The organism is Pseudomonas sp. P179, assembly GCF_000478485.2.
Lineage (GTDB): Bacteria > Pseudomonadota > Gammaproteobacteria > Pseudomonadales > Pseudomonadaceae > Pseudomonas > Pseudomonas aeruginosa.
In genome coordinates this window covers 3,725,320-3,741,553 of sequence record NZ_KI517354.1, presented here as the reverse complement: position 1 = coordinate 3,741,553, position 16,234 = coordinate 3,725,320, and the positions used below count along the sequence as shown (strand labels likewise).

Here is a 16,234-nt window from a genome sequence, read left to right as displayed (position 1 = left end):
GTTCGGGGGAAGCGCTGCCCTACAGCTTGGCACACGCGGGGGAAATCCGGAGCCTTGGAGTCAGAAACGCGAACCGGGTTCCCTGAGGAACGCCGTCTCCTCCTCGCTGGAGGGGCGGCCGAGAATGGCGTTGCGATGGGGAAAGCGACCGAAGCGGGCGACTACCGCATGATGCCGCTCGGCATAGTCGTAGAAATCGTCGAAGGGCTTGCGCACGCTGCCACCGACCTGATCGCGCAGGTCGCGGAAGCAGGCTACCGCCCGCTCCTGGCTGGGCAGGTCCTCGGCGTGCTCCAGGACCAGGTAGGCGAACACCCGGCGCACCGGCGGCAACTGGCGGTCGAAGCCTTTTTCCAGGCCCTCGCGCACCACCCGTTGCGCCCGGGCGTCGCCGGCGTAGGCGCGCGGCGTGTCGCGGTAGATCATCCGCGGCAACTGGTCGAGCAACAGGATCAGCGCCAGCCAGCCATCGGCCTCGGCCGTCCACTCCTGCAAGCCGCCGTCCAGCGCCTGGTTCACCAGGTCGCCGAAACGGCCGCCGGCATCGGCGTCCTGGCAGACGTTCTTGCCGAACCACAGGCCGTTGCGCTGGGCAACCACCTCGGCGGCATCGCTGGAGGTGCCGAACCACCAGTCGAGCAAGGTCTCCCAGGGCGCGCTCATCGGCCTACTCCGCGTGGTAGCCGGTGATGCGCTCGACTTCCTGCTTCGAGCCGAGGAACACCGCGACACGCTGGTGCAGGTTCTCCGGCTTGATGTCGAGGATGCGCTGGGTGCCGTTGGTGGCGGCGCCGCCGGCCTGCTCGATGATGAACGACATCGGGTTGGCTTCGTACATCAGGCGCAGCTTGCCGGGCTTCTCCGGCTCGCGGGCGTCGCGCGGGTACATGAAGACGCCGCCACGGGTCAGGATGCGGTGGACGTCGGCGACCATCGAGGCGATCCAGCGCATGTTGTAGTTCTTGCCCAGCGGGCCTTCCTTGCCGGCCAGCAGTTCTTCCACGTAGCGTTTCACCGGCGCTTCCCAGTGGCGCTGGTTGGACATGTTGATGGCGAACTCGGCGGTGCTTTCCGGCACGCTGATGTTGTCGTGGGTGAGGACGAAGCTGCCCAGCTCGCGATCCAGGGTGAAGCCCTTGACGCCATTGCCGAGGGTCAGCATCAGCATGGTCTGCGGGCCGTAGATGGCGTAGCCGGCGGCGACCTGGGTGGTGCCCGGCTGGAGGAAGGCTTCCTCGCGCAGGGTATCGTTCTGGTTCAGGTACTCGTTGGGGCAGCGCAGCACCGAGAAGATGGTGCCGACCGAGACGTTGACGTCGATGTTGCTGGAGCCGTCCAGCGGGTCGAAGACCAACAGGTAGGCGCCTTTCGGATAGCGCCCCGGAATCTGGTAGGGGTGGTCCATCTCCTCGGAGGCCATGCCGGCCAGGTTGCCGGCCCATTCGTTGGCTTCCAGCAGGATCTCGTTGGACATCACGTCCAGCTTCTTCTGCACCTCGCCCTGCACGTTCTCGGTGCCCATGCTGCCGAGCACGCCGCCCAGCGCGCCCTTGGACACCGCATGGCTGATTTCCTTGCAGGCACGCGCCACGACCTCGATGAGGAAGCGCAGGTCGGCCGGGGTGTTGTGGCTGCGGGTCTGCTCGATCAGATAGCGGCTCAGGGTAACGCGGGACATGGATGGCTCCGGAGAGAGGAAAAAACCCGCGCAGTTTAACGCGGAATTGGCGGTCACGCTTGACTCCGCGCAACCGCCGGTTGGAGATCGGCGGCGGTGGCGCGGTTCATTTCCGCGGCGCGCAGCCGATCGACGGTCGTCAGCCGCGTCCCATCTCGCCGTTCAGGCTGGCCTGGACGATTTCCACCCAGTAGCCGTCGGGATCGCTGATGAAGGCCACGTTCTTCATGCCTCGGTCCAGCGGCTTGACGAAGTTCACCCCGAGCGTCTCGAAACGCTCGCAGGCCGCCACCAGGTCGGGCACCGAGAAGCAGATGTGGCCGAACCCGCGCGGGTCCTGGTTGCCGTTGTGGTACTGGCTGTCGTCGCTCTCGCTGCCCCAGTTGTGGGTCAGCTCGAGGACCGACTGGCGTCCGAAGGTATATCGCTGGCGCTCGTCAACCGCATCAGGCACTTCTTCGCCACGGGTCATGGCGAGGAAATACAGGGAGAAGCGGCCTTCCTCGAAATCCAGGCGACGCAGCAGGCGCATGCCGAGCACCCGCGAGTAGAAGTCGAGCGAGCGCTTCGGATCCTTGACCCGCAACATGGTGTGGTTGAACACGTATTCCTGGGTGATGGCGTCCGGCTCCATGCAGATGCCGGGCTGTACTTCGGTGTTGAAACTCATCGGGCGATTCCCTCGAACGAAACGGATCGGCAGTGTATGGCGGTCGACCGGGCGGCGAGTAACAGCGGGGTACTACTCTCTTGATGCCGGCGCGCGCCGATCGTTCCGTCGACGGGAAACGCGACCGGCGCCGACCGGGCGCCGGCCGCCGTTTCAGAAGTCCAGGCTCAGCGCCAGGCTGACGCTCTGCTGGGTATCGTCCTCGCCCTTGCGCCAGTTGTAGCCGCCGCGCAGCGACAGCTCCGGCGCCAGCTTCTGGCTGAAGCCGAGTGAGACGCGGTTGAGATGGTCCTGCGGGGTGTAGCCTTCGAGGGTGAAGCGATTGCCCGGCAGGCTGTTGAGGGACATGGTCAGGTCCTGGGTGTCGTCCTCGTACTCACGTTCGTGGGCGTACTCGGCGAACAGCTGGGTATCGCTGCCGAACGCGTACTTGCCTTGCAGGCCGGCGCCCAGGCGCTTCGAGCTGCGCTTCTGGTCGTCGTAGTCGAGCGCGGTGGCGCTGGCGCCCTTCTCGGAATAGCCGTCGACCTCGACCCGTGCATAGTCGGCGCTGACGAACGGCGACAGGTGCCAGGGACTGTCGGCCTGCTGGGCGATGTCGTAGCCCAGGCGCGCGCTGAACGCCCACAGGTGGCCGTTGGTGTCGCCTTTCTCGCTGCGCTCGCCGCCGCCCAGGGCGAACTTGCGCTTCAGGTCGTCGTAGTCGAGGTAGCCGCCGGTCAACGCCGCGTCGGCCCACCAGCGGTTTTCCTGGTACTGCACGAAGGCGCTGGCCATGTAGCTGTTCATCCGGTAGTCGGAATCCTTGGCGCCGGCTTCCAGCTTCTGCCGGTAGAAACCGGCGGCGACCCCGGCGCGCCAGGCCTCGTCGATGCGGTAGCTGCCACCAAGGGTCAGGTTGTAGCCGTTGCCGTCGCCGCTGGCGGCGCTGTCCTGGGAGTCGAAGTCCAGGCGCTGGCCACCGCCGCCGACGAAGCCGCGCCACTGGCCGACGTTCTGCCAGTTCTCCCAGTCCGCCTGCCACTGGCTGCGCAGTTCGTCCTGGTAGGCACGCAGGGTGCCGTGGGCCATTTCCGGCAGCAGGGTCAGCTCCCAGGGCGCCGACAGCAGCGAATAGGTGTAGTCGGCGATCAGGCGCTGGCCGGTGATGGTCGGGTGCACGCTGTCGTTGAACAGCAATTTGCTCGGGTCGGGCGTGCTGCCGTTGATCCCGTAGGTCGGGTTCATGGTGCAGCCGTTGCCGCTGAAACAGGTGCCGATCAGGTTCTGGTCGGCGGCCAGGCCGAAGGAAGCCGGGTTGGCCATGCCTTCCTTGAGCAGCAGCGGGATGTTCAACGGAATGACGTTGGCGCCGGCCTGGCTCAACTGGGCGGTCAGCTCGGCGTTGAACGTGCCGCTGAGTTGGCTGGCGAAAGGCTGCAAGGGACCACCGAAGGTAGCCGGGGTCAGGCCCAGGTCGGGCAACAGCCAGACCACGATGTAGCGCGCGCCGGCCTGCTGCAGGGCCTGCACGCTATCCACCAGGCGACCGGCGGCCTGTTGGGCCTGGACGTCGTTGAGGATGCGCCCCTGGAGAAAGTCGTTGCCGCCGCCGGTGATGTAGTACAACGCGTTCGGGTCGGCACCCAGGCCCTGGCGGGCACGGTCCACCAGGTAGCCATCGCGGCTGCGCAGGAGGGTATTGTCGCGCTCGATCAGCGAGCCGTTGGCCGCGGTGATCGAGTCGTAGATCTGATCGGTCCGGTAGCCGCCCACCGCCCAGTTGTTGCCGTCGGCGATGCCCTGCTGGGCGTTGACCGGCGAGGTCGAGGCAGCCAGGTCACCCGGGGCGATGCCGAGCTGATTGCCGAGCAGCATGGGCGCGGTCGGTCCGAAGATCTCGCCGCTGCCGTTCTGGTAGGTCGGGCCGACCCGGTTGGTGAAACGCGAGGTGCTTCCGGCGGGGCCGGCAGGATCGGGGAACTGCCCGGCATCGCTGAGGCTGTCGCCGAACACCACCAGCGTCGAATAGGGCGAAGGAGCAGCCTGCGGGGCGGTGGACAGCGAAGCCAGCAGGCAGGCCGCTACCAGTGGCTTGAGCGCCATTCTGATCATTCTCTTACTCCATGATTTGTTTTTATTGTCGGGCCGCCGCGTCGTCGGCATGCGCCCCGGGGCCCGTCGTAAAGCCTCCTCAGCCGAACAGCATAGCGCGGAACCGGCTCATGGCTTGTTCGGCGAGGAACGCAGCAGGCTCATTGCCATTATTACCAGCAGAGCGACCCCCAGCAGAAGTACCGCCCACAGGCCGATCTTCTTCCAGTCGCTACCCGGTGCCGGCGCCGCGACCGCCATGGCCACCTCCAGCGGTTCGCCCAGGCTGGCGCTACCCAGGGTGGCGCGCTTGCTCTCGGTATAGCCGGGAATCAGTACGCCGAGCGGCAGCGCCGCCGACTGCGCGCCGGGCTTGCCGAACGCCAGCCGGTACGGCGGGCTGCCGCGCACCAGGAACACCAGTTCGCTGGCCGGCAGGCCGACACTCAGGGACGGGACCTCCGGGCCCAGGCCGGTACCTCGTTGGTCCACCTGCAGACGCAGCTCGCGCACCGCCCAGCCCGGCAGTTCCAGCTCGTTCTGCTGTACGTTGCGGCCGTCGATCGGCAGCCGGTAGAGGACCCCGCGTGCCAGGCTGCTCCAGGCGGCCTCCCGGCGCGGCGAAGCGTTCTCCGTACGATCACGGCCGGACAGTTCCACCGGGACGATGGTGTGGGTCAGCGCCTGCTCCAGGGACACCCGCACCCGCTGCAACGGCAACGCCAGCGGCAACTGCCAGCGGTACTCGCCGTCCCCCGCCTGGCGCCCGGCCAGCGGCTCGGACCAGATCATCGGCGCCGGCTCGGTGCTCCGCGTGCTGCCTTGCAGGCGGGCGCCATGGAGGTCTGCCGCGGTTGCCCCGGCCGGCCAGGCCAGACGCAGGTAGCGGGCCTGGCGGCCGGGAAGCTTGACCTCGCTGACGTCGATGCGTTCGCCGTTGAAGGTCAAGCGGGCGATCTGTCCGTCCCCCCAGGCCTGCCAATGCTCGAGGTCGTCGCTGGCTTCCACGGAGAAGCGCTGGAAGCCCTCCTCCGGGCTGCTCCAGTCCAGCCGCAGGCGCTCCAGGGGAAACGTCACCGCGCTCGCGTCGATCAGCCAGCCGCGCAAAGTCTCGGCAGCCGGCCCGGCGTTTTCCGGCAGCACCTCGACTATGGTGCCGCTGGTGTTGCGCTGCACCCGCAGGTTCGGTTGCGTCGCGTCGGCGGCGGACGTGCCTCGCAACGGGAACAGCCGCACCTCGGCCTCATGCGGCGTGCTGGCCTGGCGCTCGCTGCCGGCCACCAGGGCGTAGGGCAAGGCCTCGCCTTCGGCATCGAAGACCCGCAGGTCGCGCAGGTCGGCATGGGCAGCCGACAACTGCACGCTCATCGGGATGCTCAGGCGATACCAGGGACCTTCGCCCTGCAGCGACAGCGCCACCTGGCGGCTGAAACCTTCGGCAGACTCCTTCGCCGACAGCGGCAGGGACAGGCAGGCGCCCAGCAGGAGCAGGCCGGCGGTTCTGAACGAAAAGGAGCGCGTCATGGCTGCTCGGCCTCCGATGCGACCTCGGCGCGACGCGGAGGCAAGGGTGAGAAGTAGCCGACGACCAGCAACAGGACGCCGACCCCGATGAAGGAGATGATTCGCTCCAGGCTGCCACTGTTGCCCAGCTCGACGAAGAACAGCTTGACCACCACGACGCCGACCAGCGCCGCGCCGACCATCCACAGGTCGCGCCGGCCGAGACGGGTACCGGCGATGGTCAGGCCCAGCGCACAGAGCGTCCAGACCAGCGACAGCCCCGCCTGCACCAGCATCGACGCGGTCAGCGCCTCGGCCTGGAACGGTACGCCGGCCAGGTGGTGCGCGGCGCGGCACACCGCCAGGGTCAGCAGGGCGAACAGCGAGGCGCCGGCCAACGCCTGGCGCCCCAGGCGCGCGCTGGCATTGCCATCGACGAGCGAGGCCAGGCTGGCGTCGCTCCAGCGGTAGAGGGCGAACAGCACGATCAGCAGCCCCAGTTCCAGCGGGTTGGCCAGCGGCAGGTAAGGCAGCGGCTCGGCAGCGCCGTCGCTGAGCAGGTTGGCGCTCCAGAACCAGCCGAGCAGCAACAGCGCCACCGGCGCAGCGGCGAGCAGCCGATACTCCCGCGGGAAGTCGCGCAGCGGCCAGGGCAGGCTCCGCCCGCCAGCCACCAGCAGCAGGTAGGCGCTCGGGACCAACGCCCAGCCCAGCCAACGCCAGGCGTTGTACTGTTCGGCGAGCAGGGCGAACAGGTAGCGCAGCTCCAGCGCCAGCACCCCTAGCAACAGCCAGCAACCGAGCACATGGGCAACGCTCAGGGCCTTCGCCGGCAGCAACGGGGCAAGGCGTCGCAGCGACAGCAGGTGCGTGGCGAACAGCAGCGGCCAGGCCAGCCAGCCGAATTCGCCGAACGGCTGGTAATCGAAACGCCAGGCACTGGCCAGGGCCAACAGCGCCACCGGGACCAGCGCCAGGCACAGCAGGGCCAGTTCGCGCCAGCGCTCGCGCAGCGCCAGCAGCATCCACGACGCCACTGTCGCCGCGGCCACCAGCAGCAACGCATGCTCGCGCAGGCCATAAGGCACGAAGCGGACGGTTTCGCACAGCGCGGTCAGCGCCCACCAGCCGGCTCCCCAGAGCAGCAGCAGGTGCGACAGCTCGGCCAGGCCGAGGGTACCGATACCCAGCGCCCGCTCGCGCTCGCCGGCGCGGCGCAGCCGCCAGGCGCCGACCAGCGCCGCCAGGGCCAGCACTGCCGGCGTCCAGAACCCGGAATGGGCCAGGGGCCGCAGGCCTTCGCCGCTCAGCGAGCCGAACAGCGACGGCCCGGCGAGGAGGAACGCCAGGCCGCCCACTACCTGCAAGGCGAGGCCGAAGTAGAAGCTCAGGCGCTGGCGCAGCACCAGGCTCAGCCAGATGATCAGCAGCCCGCTACCGGCCCATACCGCGCTGGCGCTGCGCCAAGGCAGGACGAACAGCACTGCCAGGTTGACGAACGCCAGACCGGCCAGCAGCACCAGGCTCAAGCCCATGAGCAGCCGACTGTCGTCCTTCACCAGCGGGTCGCGCGCCGCCAGCAGCATGCCGCCGATCAGCGCCAGGCCAATCAGCGAGGCGGTCATCAAGCCACGCCAGCCCGAGTCGAATACCCCACCCTGGCCATCGCCGCCCTGCAAATGCAGGAGGAACAGCGCACCGCCCAGCAGTTGCACGGCGAAGGCGCAGAACAGGAAGGTACGCGAGCCCAGGCGCAAGCCGGCGAACAAGCTCGCCAGGCCGGCCACGGCCCAGGCGATGGCGGTGCCGTCGACGGCCAGGCAGAGCGGTGCGACCAGGTAGAGGAAGGCCAGGCCGGCGGCCGCCAGCAACGGCCGGCAGGCCGGCTCCCAGTCGGCCAGCGCTTTCGCCGGCGCGCGACGCAGCTGCCAGAAGCTGAACAGCGCCGCTGCACCGAGCATCAGCGCGCCCAGTGGCGAACCCTCCAGCAACGTCGTCTCACCCGGGCGCACGCCATTCAGGTAGGCCAACGCCGCACCGCCCTGCAACAGCAGGGCGAAGAGCCGCGCCAGGCGGCGTTGCTGGTGCAGGCCGAGCCAGTAGATGCCGGCGCCCTCGACGGCCCAGGCGGCCGAGGTCCAGCGCGCGTCCAGGCCGAGCGGAATGGCCAGGGTGCCGAAGACCACCCCCAGCGCCAGGCAGATTTCCACCAGCAGGCTGGTGCGTCCGGCCGAAGCATGGCCGCGCAGCACCCGCGCCAGGACCATGTAGAAGAGGCCCAGGGCCAGGGCGCTGAAGGCCATGCCGAAGTCGATGTGGCCGATCACCGCGCATTGCAGGCCGAACCCCACCAGTGGCGGGCCGAACAGCACGGTGGCGTCGATGTAGTCGGCCTGTCGCGCCGACCAGCGCAGCAGTTCGCCGCGCTCGGCAGGCGCCTGCGCGGCCTCCAGCAGCTTGCGGCGGGCGAAGAGCAGGCCGATCCCGACGTACATCAGGAAGAACAGGGCCAGGAACGGCTCGGTGCTGGCGAACAGCTCCGGTGTATAGGAGCGCAGTCCCCAGGCGAAGCCGATGCCGAAGGTGCCGACGAAGCCGACCAGGTTGAGCGGCCGCCAGGCGCGGAACCAGGCGATGGCGAAGATGCCGGCGTTGAGCAGGGCGAAGTAGCTGAACAGCGCTACATGGTTGCCGCTGCCGGTGGAGGTCAGGATCGGCGCGGCGAAGCCGCCGAGCGCCGCCACCACCGCCAGGCCCATGGCGTTCTGCAGCACGGCGAGGATCGCCGAGCAGATCGTCACCACCACCAGCAGGGCCAGCGCCGCGCCGGGAGAGATCAGCGGATGCAGGCGCATGGCGGCGAAGATGGTCAGGTACAGCACCGCGATACCGGTGCCTTGCAGGATCAGGCCGTAGGCGGCGCGCCGCTCGCGCAGCCACCAGCCGACGCCGAGCAGCGCCATCGCTGCCAGCGCCACCCCGGCGTAGCGGTACTCCACCGGCACCGCCACCCGTTCCGAGGCATAGCGCAGGAGGAAGGCCAGGCCGATGAACAGCAGCACCACGCCGATGCGCAATACCGTGTTGCCGCCGAACAGCCAGCCCTTGGCCGCGGCGAAGCCACGCTCGACCAGCGAGGGTTCGCGTGGAGGCGCTGGAGGGGCGGCACGGCGCGGCGCTGGCTGGGCGTCAGGCTGGAACGCCGGCTGACGCTCGATGGGCTGGACGGGTTCGGGGGGACGAGGCGGAGGCGGCGCAGCCTCGACGGCCGGTAGCTCGATGTCCCAGTCCAGCGGCGGGGCAACCTCGGCGGGAGGAGCGGGAGGCGTGTCTGCGAGCGGCTGGTCGATGCCGGCGGCCGGCTCGGGAACGCTTTCGGGAAGGTCCTGCGCCTGGCGCTCCACGCGCAGCAAGCGCTGGTGGATGACCTCGGTGCCGCGCTCGAAGCGTTCGGCGAATTCGCTCATCTGCTTGCGCAGGCGCTCGTTCTGTTGCGCCAGGTTCTGCAGCGAGACGGCCTGTCCCAGGGCCAGGCCGGAAAGGCCGCCGAGGAGGGCGCCGACCAGCGATTCCCCGGCGAAGCCGCCGAGGATCAGGCCCACCAGCATGAAAATCCATTGCATGCGTCGAATCCTTGATCAAGAGGTACCACGATCCACTGATACCTGCCCTGGCCATCCTGCCAGAGCGGAACCCGCGCCGGGAGTATACAGCCCGCATTCCAGAGATTCGACGCATTCCGACGCCCGCCCCGTGGCGAGCTACCTCTTCCTGGCGATGAACTGGACCACGCAGGCCGCGCCGGTGTGGAAACGGCCCTCGACCACCTCGCGCTCGATTTCCCGCGCCAGCAGCACTTCGCACTCCGGCAGCTCAGCCTCCAGCGCCGCGCGGCTCACCAGCATGTCGACGTCCGCCGGGCCGCCGGTGCCGCGGCCGAGCTGTTCCGGCCGATAGGCCTCCAGCAGGAAGAGACCGCCCGGTCGCAGCGAACGCTCCAGCAGGCGGTTGAGTCTGCCGCGCACGCGACTGGGCAGGTGCGCGAAGATCGACACCACCGCGCCGAACGCCGCTGCCGGCGGTTCGTAGTCCGCCAGGTCGACCACCAGGGTGTCGATCGACACGCCTTTCGCCTCGGCCAGCCGGCGCGCCTTGGCCAGGCCGACGGTGGAGCCGTCCACGCCAAGCACCTCCAGCCCCAGCGAAGCGAGGAACACCGCGTTGCGCCCCTCGCCCTCGGCGACGCTCAGCACCGGCCCGGCCAGCCGCTGCGCATGCTCCTTCAGGAAAGCGTTGGGTTCGGTTCCGTAGACATACTCTTCGGCGGCATAGCGTTCGTCCCACATGAGGTTCACCTCGTCTGTATTTCGTCACGGCCCAGGTGCCGAAACGCTAGTCTTCCACTTCAAGTCGACTTGAGGTCAAGGGCATGCGGCAACTGGACATAGGCGAGGTCGCGCGACGATCCGGGGTACCGGCCTCGACCCTGCGCTACTACGAGGAAAAGGGACTGATCGCCTCCAGCGGCCGGCACGGCCTGCGCCGGCTGTTCGATGCAGGCGTGCTGGAGCGGCTGGCGCTGATCGGGCTGGGCCGCGCCGCCGGGTTGTCGCTGGACGAGATTGCCGGCATGGGCGCAGCCGACGGCGCGCTGCGGATCGACCGCGCGGCGCTGGCGGCCAAGGCCGACGAACTGGACCGGACGATCCGCCGCCTCGCCGCCATGCGCGACGGCCTGCGGCATGCCGCGGCCTGTCCGGCGCGCGAGCACATGGACTGCCCGACGTTCCGCCGCTTGCTGCGGGCCGCTGCCGCGGGGGCCATCAAGCCACGCCGGAAAGCGCCCGGCGCATAGCAAAACGGCCGGCAGGCCGGGCACCCCTGCCCTGCCTGCCGGCCGCGAGGCACGCCGTTGCGGCGCGCCGGTACGGCAACGGTTTAGACCTTGCTGCGCTCGTAGCGCTTGCGGTCGTTCTCGTTGAGCATCTTCTTGCGCAGGCGGATCGACTTCGGCGTCACTTCCACCAGCTCGTCGTCGGCGATGAACTCCAGCGCCTGCTCGAGGGTGAAGCGGATCGGCGGAACCAGGGCGATGACTTCGTCCTTGCCGGAAGCGCGCATGTTGTCGAGCTTCTTGCCCTTGGTCGGGTTGATCACCAGATCGTTGTCACGGCTGTTGATGCCGGCCAACTGGCCTTCGTAGATTTCGTCGCCCGGGCCGAGGAACAGCTTGCCGCGGCTCTGCAGGGTCTCCAGCGAGTAGGTCAGCGCGGTGCCGGTGGCCATGGAGACCAGTACGCCGTTCTGGCGGTTGCTGACTTCGCCGGCCTTGATCGGACCGTAGTGGCTGAAGGTCGAGGTCAGGATGCCGGTGCCCGAGGTCAGGGTCAGGAAGTTGTTGCGGAAGCCGATCAGGCCGCGCGCCGGAATGGTGTACTCCAGGCGCACGCGGCCCTTGCCGTCGGGAATCATGTTGCTCAGGTCGCCCTTGCGCAGGCCCATCTGCTCCATCACCGAGCCCTGGTGCTGCTCCTCGATGTCGATGGTGACGTTCTCGTAGGGCTCCTGCTTCTCGCCGTCCTTCTCGATGATCACCACTTCCGGGCGGCCCACGGCCAGCTCGAAGCCTTCGCGGCGCATGGTCTCGATCAGTACCGACAGGTGCAGTTCGCCACGGCCGGAAACCTTGAACTTCTCCGGGCTGTCGCCCGGCTCGACGCGCAGCGCCACGTTATGCAGCAGTTCCTTCTCCAGGCGCTCCTTGATGTTGCGGCTGGTGACGAACTTGCCTTCGCGGCCGGCGAACGGCGAATCGTTGACCTGGAAGGTCATGCTCACGGTCGGCTGGTCGACGGTCAGCGGCGGCAGCGCCTCGACGTTCTGCGGGTCGCACAGGGTATCGGAGATGAACAGCTCCTCCATGCCGCTGACGCAGACGATGTCGCCGGCTTCCGCCTCGGCCACCTCGACGCGCTGCAGGCCGTGGTGGCCCATGATCTTCAGGATGCGGCCGTTGCGCTTGCTGCCGTCGTCGCTGATGGCCACCACCGGGGTGTTGGACTTGACCTTGCCGCGGGTGATGCGGCCGATACCGATCACGCCGAGGAAGCTGTTGTAGTCCAGCTGCGAGATCTGCATCTGGAACGGACCCTCGGTGTCCACCACCGGGGCCGGGACGTGGTCGATGATCGCCTGGAACAGCGCGTCCATGTTGTCGTCCATCTTCTCGTGGTCGAGGCCGGCGATGCCGTTCAGGGCGCTGGCGTAGACGATCGGGAAGTCGAGTTGCTCGTCGGTGGCGCCGAGGTTGTCGAACAGGTCGAAGATCTGGTCGATGACCCAGTCCGGACGCGCGCCCGGGCGGTCGATCTTGTTCACCACCACGATCGGACGCAGGCCGGCCTTGAAGGCCTTCTGGGTCACGAAGCGGGTCTGCGGCATGGGGCCGTCCTGGGCGTCGACCACCAGCAGCACGGAGTCGACCATCGACATCACGCGCTCCACCTCGCCGCCGAAGTCGGCGTGACCGGGGGTGTCGACGATGTTGATGTTGTAGCCGTTCCACTTGATCGCGGTGTTCTTCGCCAGGATGGTGATGCCACGCTCTTTTTCCTGGTCGTTGGAGTCCATCACCCGCTCGCTTTCCGCTTCTTTGCGGTCGAGGGTGCCGGACAGCTTCAGCAGCTTGTCCACCAGGGTGGTCTTGCCATGGTCGACGTGGGCGATGATGGCGATGTTGCGCAGATTTTCGATCACAAGTCTTGTCTCGTTTAACGCCCGAAGCGCGGCTTCGCGGCGGTGGTGGGGTCGGACAGGGCGGCGCCCGACACGACAGGCTTCTTCAATTAAGGGGCGGGCAGCAGGCGGACGCTGCCCCGGTCCGGCCGGCACGCCGAAGGGCGGGCATCGGCCTAGGCGGCGGACGTGTCGGGAGGACGGTGGCGGATGCTGCCGCCGAACAAGCCCGGCTGCTTAAGCCGGACGATAAACACGCACATTGGTGTGCCCCTCGTTGAGCAGGTGATGGGCATGCAGGCGGCTCATCACCCCTTTGTCGCAATACAGGAGGTACTGGCGGTTGGCGTCCAGTTCCTTGAAGCGGCTGTTGATCGCGTAGAACGGCAGCGCCTGGACTTCGACGCCTTCCAGGGCCAGGGGTTCGTCTTCCTGGGCATCAGGATGGCGGATATCGATGACAATCTGACCGGGCAGCACCTCGCCGACCTCTTCCACCTGCAGGTCCTGGCCGAGTTCGTCGATCACCCGGTCGACGGTGCGCTGGGTGGCTCGCTCCAGGGCGCGCTCGAGCACCGCCATGTCGAATTTCGACTCTTCGTGCTCGACGCGGTAGGGCTTGGCCTGGGTGGTCGGGTTCACCGAGATCACCCCGCAGTATTCCGGCATGTGCCGGGCGAACTCGGCGGTGCCGATCTGCCGGGCGGTGTCGATGATGTCCTGCTTGTGGCTGACGATCAGCGGGCGCAGCACCAGGGTGTCGGTAACCCGGTCGATCACCGAGAGGTTCGGCAGGGTCTGGCTGGACACCTGGGAGATCGCCTCGCCGGTCACCAGCGCGTCCAGCTCCAGGCGCTCGGCCACGCGGCTGGCGGCGCGCAGCATCATGCGCTTGAGGGTCACGCCCATATAGCTGTCGTCGACCTTGGTGAGGATCTCGCCGACCACTTCCTCGAACGGCACGCTGACGAACAGCACGCGCTGCGAGCGGCCGTACTTCTCCCACAGGTAGTGGGCGACTTCCATCACCCCCAGTTCGTGGGCGCGCCCGCCGAGGTTGAAGAACACGAAGTGGCTGATCATCCCGCGGCGCATCATCTGGTAGGCCGCCACGGTCGAGTCGAAGCCGCCGGACATCAGCACCAGCACCTGTTCCAGCGCGCCCAGCGGATAGCCGCCCAGGCCCGGATGCTGGCGATGGATGACGAACAGGCGGTCGAGGCGGATTTCCATCCGCACCTCGACTTCCGGCTGCTTCAGGTCGATCCCGGCAGCCCCGCATTCGCGGCGCAGGCCGCTGCCGACGTAACGCTCCACCTCCATCGAGGTGAACGCGTGCTTGCCGGCGCGCTTGCAGCGCACGGCGAAGGTCTTGCCGGCCAACTGGTCGCCGAAATGCGCCTTGCACTTGGCGAGGATGTCGTCGAAATCGCCCAGCGGATACTCGTGGACCTCGAGGAAATGACCGATGCCCGGGGTGCAGGTCAGGCGCTCGATCATCTCGCGCCTGGCCTTGGCGTCGACCACGGCGGTCTCCACCTCCAGGTTGTCCCACTCGCCCTCGACCTTCAGCTCCGGGTCCAGGTCGCGCAGCACCGCGCGGATGTTCTTCGCCAACTGCCGGATGAAGCGCTTGCGCACCGGCCGGCTCTTGATGGTGATTTCCTGGAAGGTCTTGACGATGAGTTTCATGCGAGGGACGCGAACGCGCGGGGCGACGGAAAAAAAGGGGCGGAATTATATCTGAAATTGCTCACGTATTGAGCAGAAATATGCACAGTTATTTTTGCTGCACCAAAATGGAATGATGCACCAACATGGAGCACCATAACGGTGCACCCGAAGGCCGCCCAGCTACCCTGAAGAAGACCTGGCCCCGCCAAACATGGGGCCCTGCCCGATTCCGGGCACTGGCACGCAACTTGCTCACTTGTGAGGCAGGTTGCCCTGGCGGAGTATTCCGGCCGGCATCACCCGATACTGGGGCACAGAAAAAGCTCCCAGCTCTAATCCCTCCTGGAGGACAGCATGTCGTACAAGTCGCACCAACTGATCAAAGACCATGACGTGAAGTGGGTAGACCTGCGCTTCACCGATACCAAGGGCAAGCAGCAACACGTCACCATGCCGGCTCGCGACGCGCTGGACGATGAGTTCTTCGAAGCCGGCAAGATGTTCGACGGCTCCTCCATCGCCGGCTGGAAAGGCATCGAAGCCTCCGACATGATCCTGATGCCGGACGACAGCACCGCCGTCCTCGATCCGTTCACCGAAGAGCCGACCCTGATCCTGGTCTGCGACATCATCGAGCCGAGCACCATGCAAGGCTACGAGCGCGACCCGCGCAACATCGCCAAGCGCGCCGAGGAGTACCTGAAGTCCACCGGCATCGGCGACACCGTGTTCGTCGGCCCGGAGCCGGAGTTCTTCATCTTCGACGAAGTGAAGTTCAAGTCCGACATCTCCGGCTCGATGTTCAAGATCTTCTCCGAGCAGGCTTCCTGGAACACCGACGCCGACATCGAGTCCGGCAACAAGGGCCATCGCCCGGGCGTGAAGGGCGGCTACTTCCCGGTACCGCCGGTCGACCACGACCATGAAATCCGCACCGCCATGTGCAACGCCCTGGAAGAAATGGGCCTGGTGGTCGAAGTCCACCACCACGAAGTGGCAACCGCCGGCCAGAACGAGATCGGCGTGAAGTTCAACACCCTGGTCGCCAAGGCCGACGAAGTGCAGACCCTGAAGTACTGCGTGCACAACGTCGCCGACGCCTACGGCAAGACCGTGACCTTCATGCCGAAGCCGCTGTACGGCGACAACGGTTCGGGCATGCACGTGCACATGTCGATCTCCAAGGACGGCAAGAACACCTTCGCCGGCGAAGGCTATGCCGGCCTGTCCGAGACCGCCCTGTACTTCATCGGCGGCATCATCAAGCACGGCAAAGCCCTGAACGGCTTCACCAACCCCTCGACCAACTCCTACAAGCGCCTGGTCCCGGGCTTCGAAGCTCCGGTGATGCTGGCCTACTCGGCGCGCAACCGTTCCGCCTCGATCCGTATCCCCTACGTATCCAGCCCGAAGGCCCGCCGTATCGAAGCGCGCTTCCCGGACCCGGCAGCCAACCCCTACCTGGCCTTCGCCGCGCTGCTGATGGCCGGCCTGGACGGCATCCAGAACAAGATCCACCCCGGCGATGCCGCCGACAAGAACCTGTACGACCTGCCGCCGGAAGAGGCGAAGGAAATCCCGCAGGTTTGCGGCAGCCTGAAAGAGGCGCTGGAAGAACTCGACAAGGGCCGCGCGTTCCTGACCAAGGGCGGCGTGTTCACCGACGAGTTCATCGATGCCTACATCGAGCTGAAGAGCGAAGAAGAGATCAAGGTGCGCACCTTCGTGCACCCGCTGGAATACGACCTGTACTACAGCGTCTGATCCACCCTTTCCTATAACAACGAGTCACCCTCTTGAGGCCTCCTTCGGGAGGCCTTTTTTATGGGCCAGCCCATGGAGAAACGCAAAGTTCGCCGCGCCGTTCGGTTAGACTTGCCGCGCTCCCCGCCCCAAGGATA

Annotated in this window: 11 protein-coding genes; 2 read left to right on the top strand and 9 right to left on the bottom strand. The window is 67.2% G+C overall.

Annotated features, from left to right (window positions below; all coding sequences use genetic code 11):
- Positions 1–60: 60 nt before the first annotated feature.
- From HMPREF1224_RS29775 to HMPREF1224_RS29745, 7 genes are all read right to left on the bottom strand, one after another.
- Positions 61–663 (bottom strand): DUF924 family protein, encoded by a 603-nt coding sequence (locus HMPREF1224_RS29775; protein ID WP_003101790.1) that lies wholly within the window; start codon positions 661–663, stop codon positions 61–63.
- A 4-nt stretch (positions 664–667) separates the two neighbouring features.
- Complete coding sequence (locus tag HMPREF1224_RS29770) at positions 668–1,678, bottom strand: class 1 fructose-bisphosphatase (RefSeq protein WP_003095990.1); 1,011 nt, start codon at positions 1,676–1,678, stop codon at positions 668–670.
- Between the two features lie 139 nt (positions 1,679–1,817).
- Positions 1,818–2,348, bottom strand: coding sequence for a lactoylglutathione lyase (gene gloA / locus HMPREF1224_RS29765; protein ID WP_003101793.1), 531 nt, complete (start codon positions 2,346–2,348; stop codon positions 1,818–1,820).
- Between the two features lie 153 nt (positions 2,349–2,501).
- Entirely contained in the window at positions 2,502–4,442 is a 1,941-nt protein-coding gene (gene estA, locus HMPREF1224_RS29760; RefSeq protein ID WP_003115524.1) for an esterase EstA, read from the bottom strand.
- A 108-nt stretch (positions 4,443–4,550) separates the two neighbouring features.
- On the bottom strand, positions 4,551–5,945 hold the full coding sequence (locus HMPREF1224_RS29755; RefSeq protein ID WP_003114469.1) for a DUF3999 domain-containing protein: 1,395 nt from the start codon (positions 5,943–5,945) through the stop codon (positions 4,551–4,553).
- The gene (locus HMPREF1224_RS29750; protein WP_003114470.1) at positions 5,942–9,547 is read right to left on the bottom strand and encodes a DUF2339 domain-containing protein; all 3,606 of its coding nucleotides are present in this window, start codon (positions 9,545–9,547) and stop codon (positions 5,942–5,944) included. Before HMPREF1224_RS29750 ends, HMPREF1224_RS29755 begins: the two co-directional genes overlap by 4 nt.
- 138 nt (positions 9,548–9,685) lie before the next feature.
- Positions 9,686–10,270, bottom strand: a complete 585-nt coding sequence (locus HMPREF1224_RS29745; protein WP_003114471.1) for an SAM-dependent methyltransferase — start codon at positions 10,268–10,270, stop codon at positions 9,686–9,688.
- Between the two features lie 83 nt (positions 10,271–10,353).
- Between HMPREF1224_RS29745 and HMPREF1224_RS29740 the strand changes: the two genes are divergently transcribed.
- Positions 10,354–10,779 carry a helix-turn-helix domain-containing protein gene (locus tag HMPREF1224_RS29740; RefSeq protein ID WP_003114472.1) on the top strand — a complete coding sequence of 142 codons (426 nt, stop codon included), beginning with the start codon at positions 10,354–10,356 and terminating at the stop codon, positions 10,777–10,779.
- 83 nt (positions 10,780–10,862) lie between these two features.
- Here HMPREF1224_RS29740 and typA read toward each other — a convergent pair whose 3' ends face one another.
- Together typA and thiI are read right to left on the bottom strand one after the other, a co-directional pair.
- The gene (gene typA / locus HMPREF1224_RS29735; RefSeq protein WP_003096009.1) at positions 10,863–12,680 is read right to left on the bottom strand and encodes a translational GTPase TypA; all 1,818 of its coding nucleotides are present in this window, start codon (positions 12,678–12,680) and stop codon (positions 10,863–10,865) included.
- A gap of 216 nt (positions 12,681–12,896) precedes the next feature.
- Complete coding sequence (thiI, locus tag HMPREF1224_RS29730; protein WP_003096011.1) at positions 12,897–14,351, bottom strand: tRNA uracil 4-sulfurtransferase ThiI; 1,455 nt, start codon at positions 14,349–14,351, stop codon at positions 12,897–12,899.
- 336 nt (positions 14,352–14,687) lie between these two features.
- On the opposite strand from thiI, the gene glnA reads away from it, so the two are divergent.
- Positions 14,688–16,097 carry a glutamate--ammonia ligase gene (gene glnA, locus HMPREF1224_RS29725; protein WP_003096016.1) on the top strand — a complete coding sequence of 470 codons (1,410 nt, stop codon included), beginning with the start codon at positions 14,688–14,690 and terminating at the stop codon, positions 16,095–16,097.
- Positions 16,098–16,234: the final 137 nt, after the last annotated feature.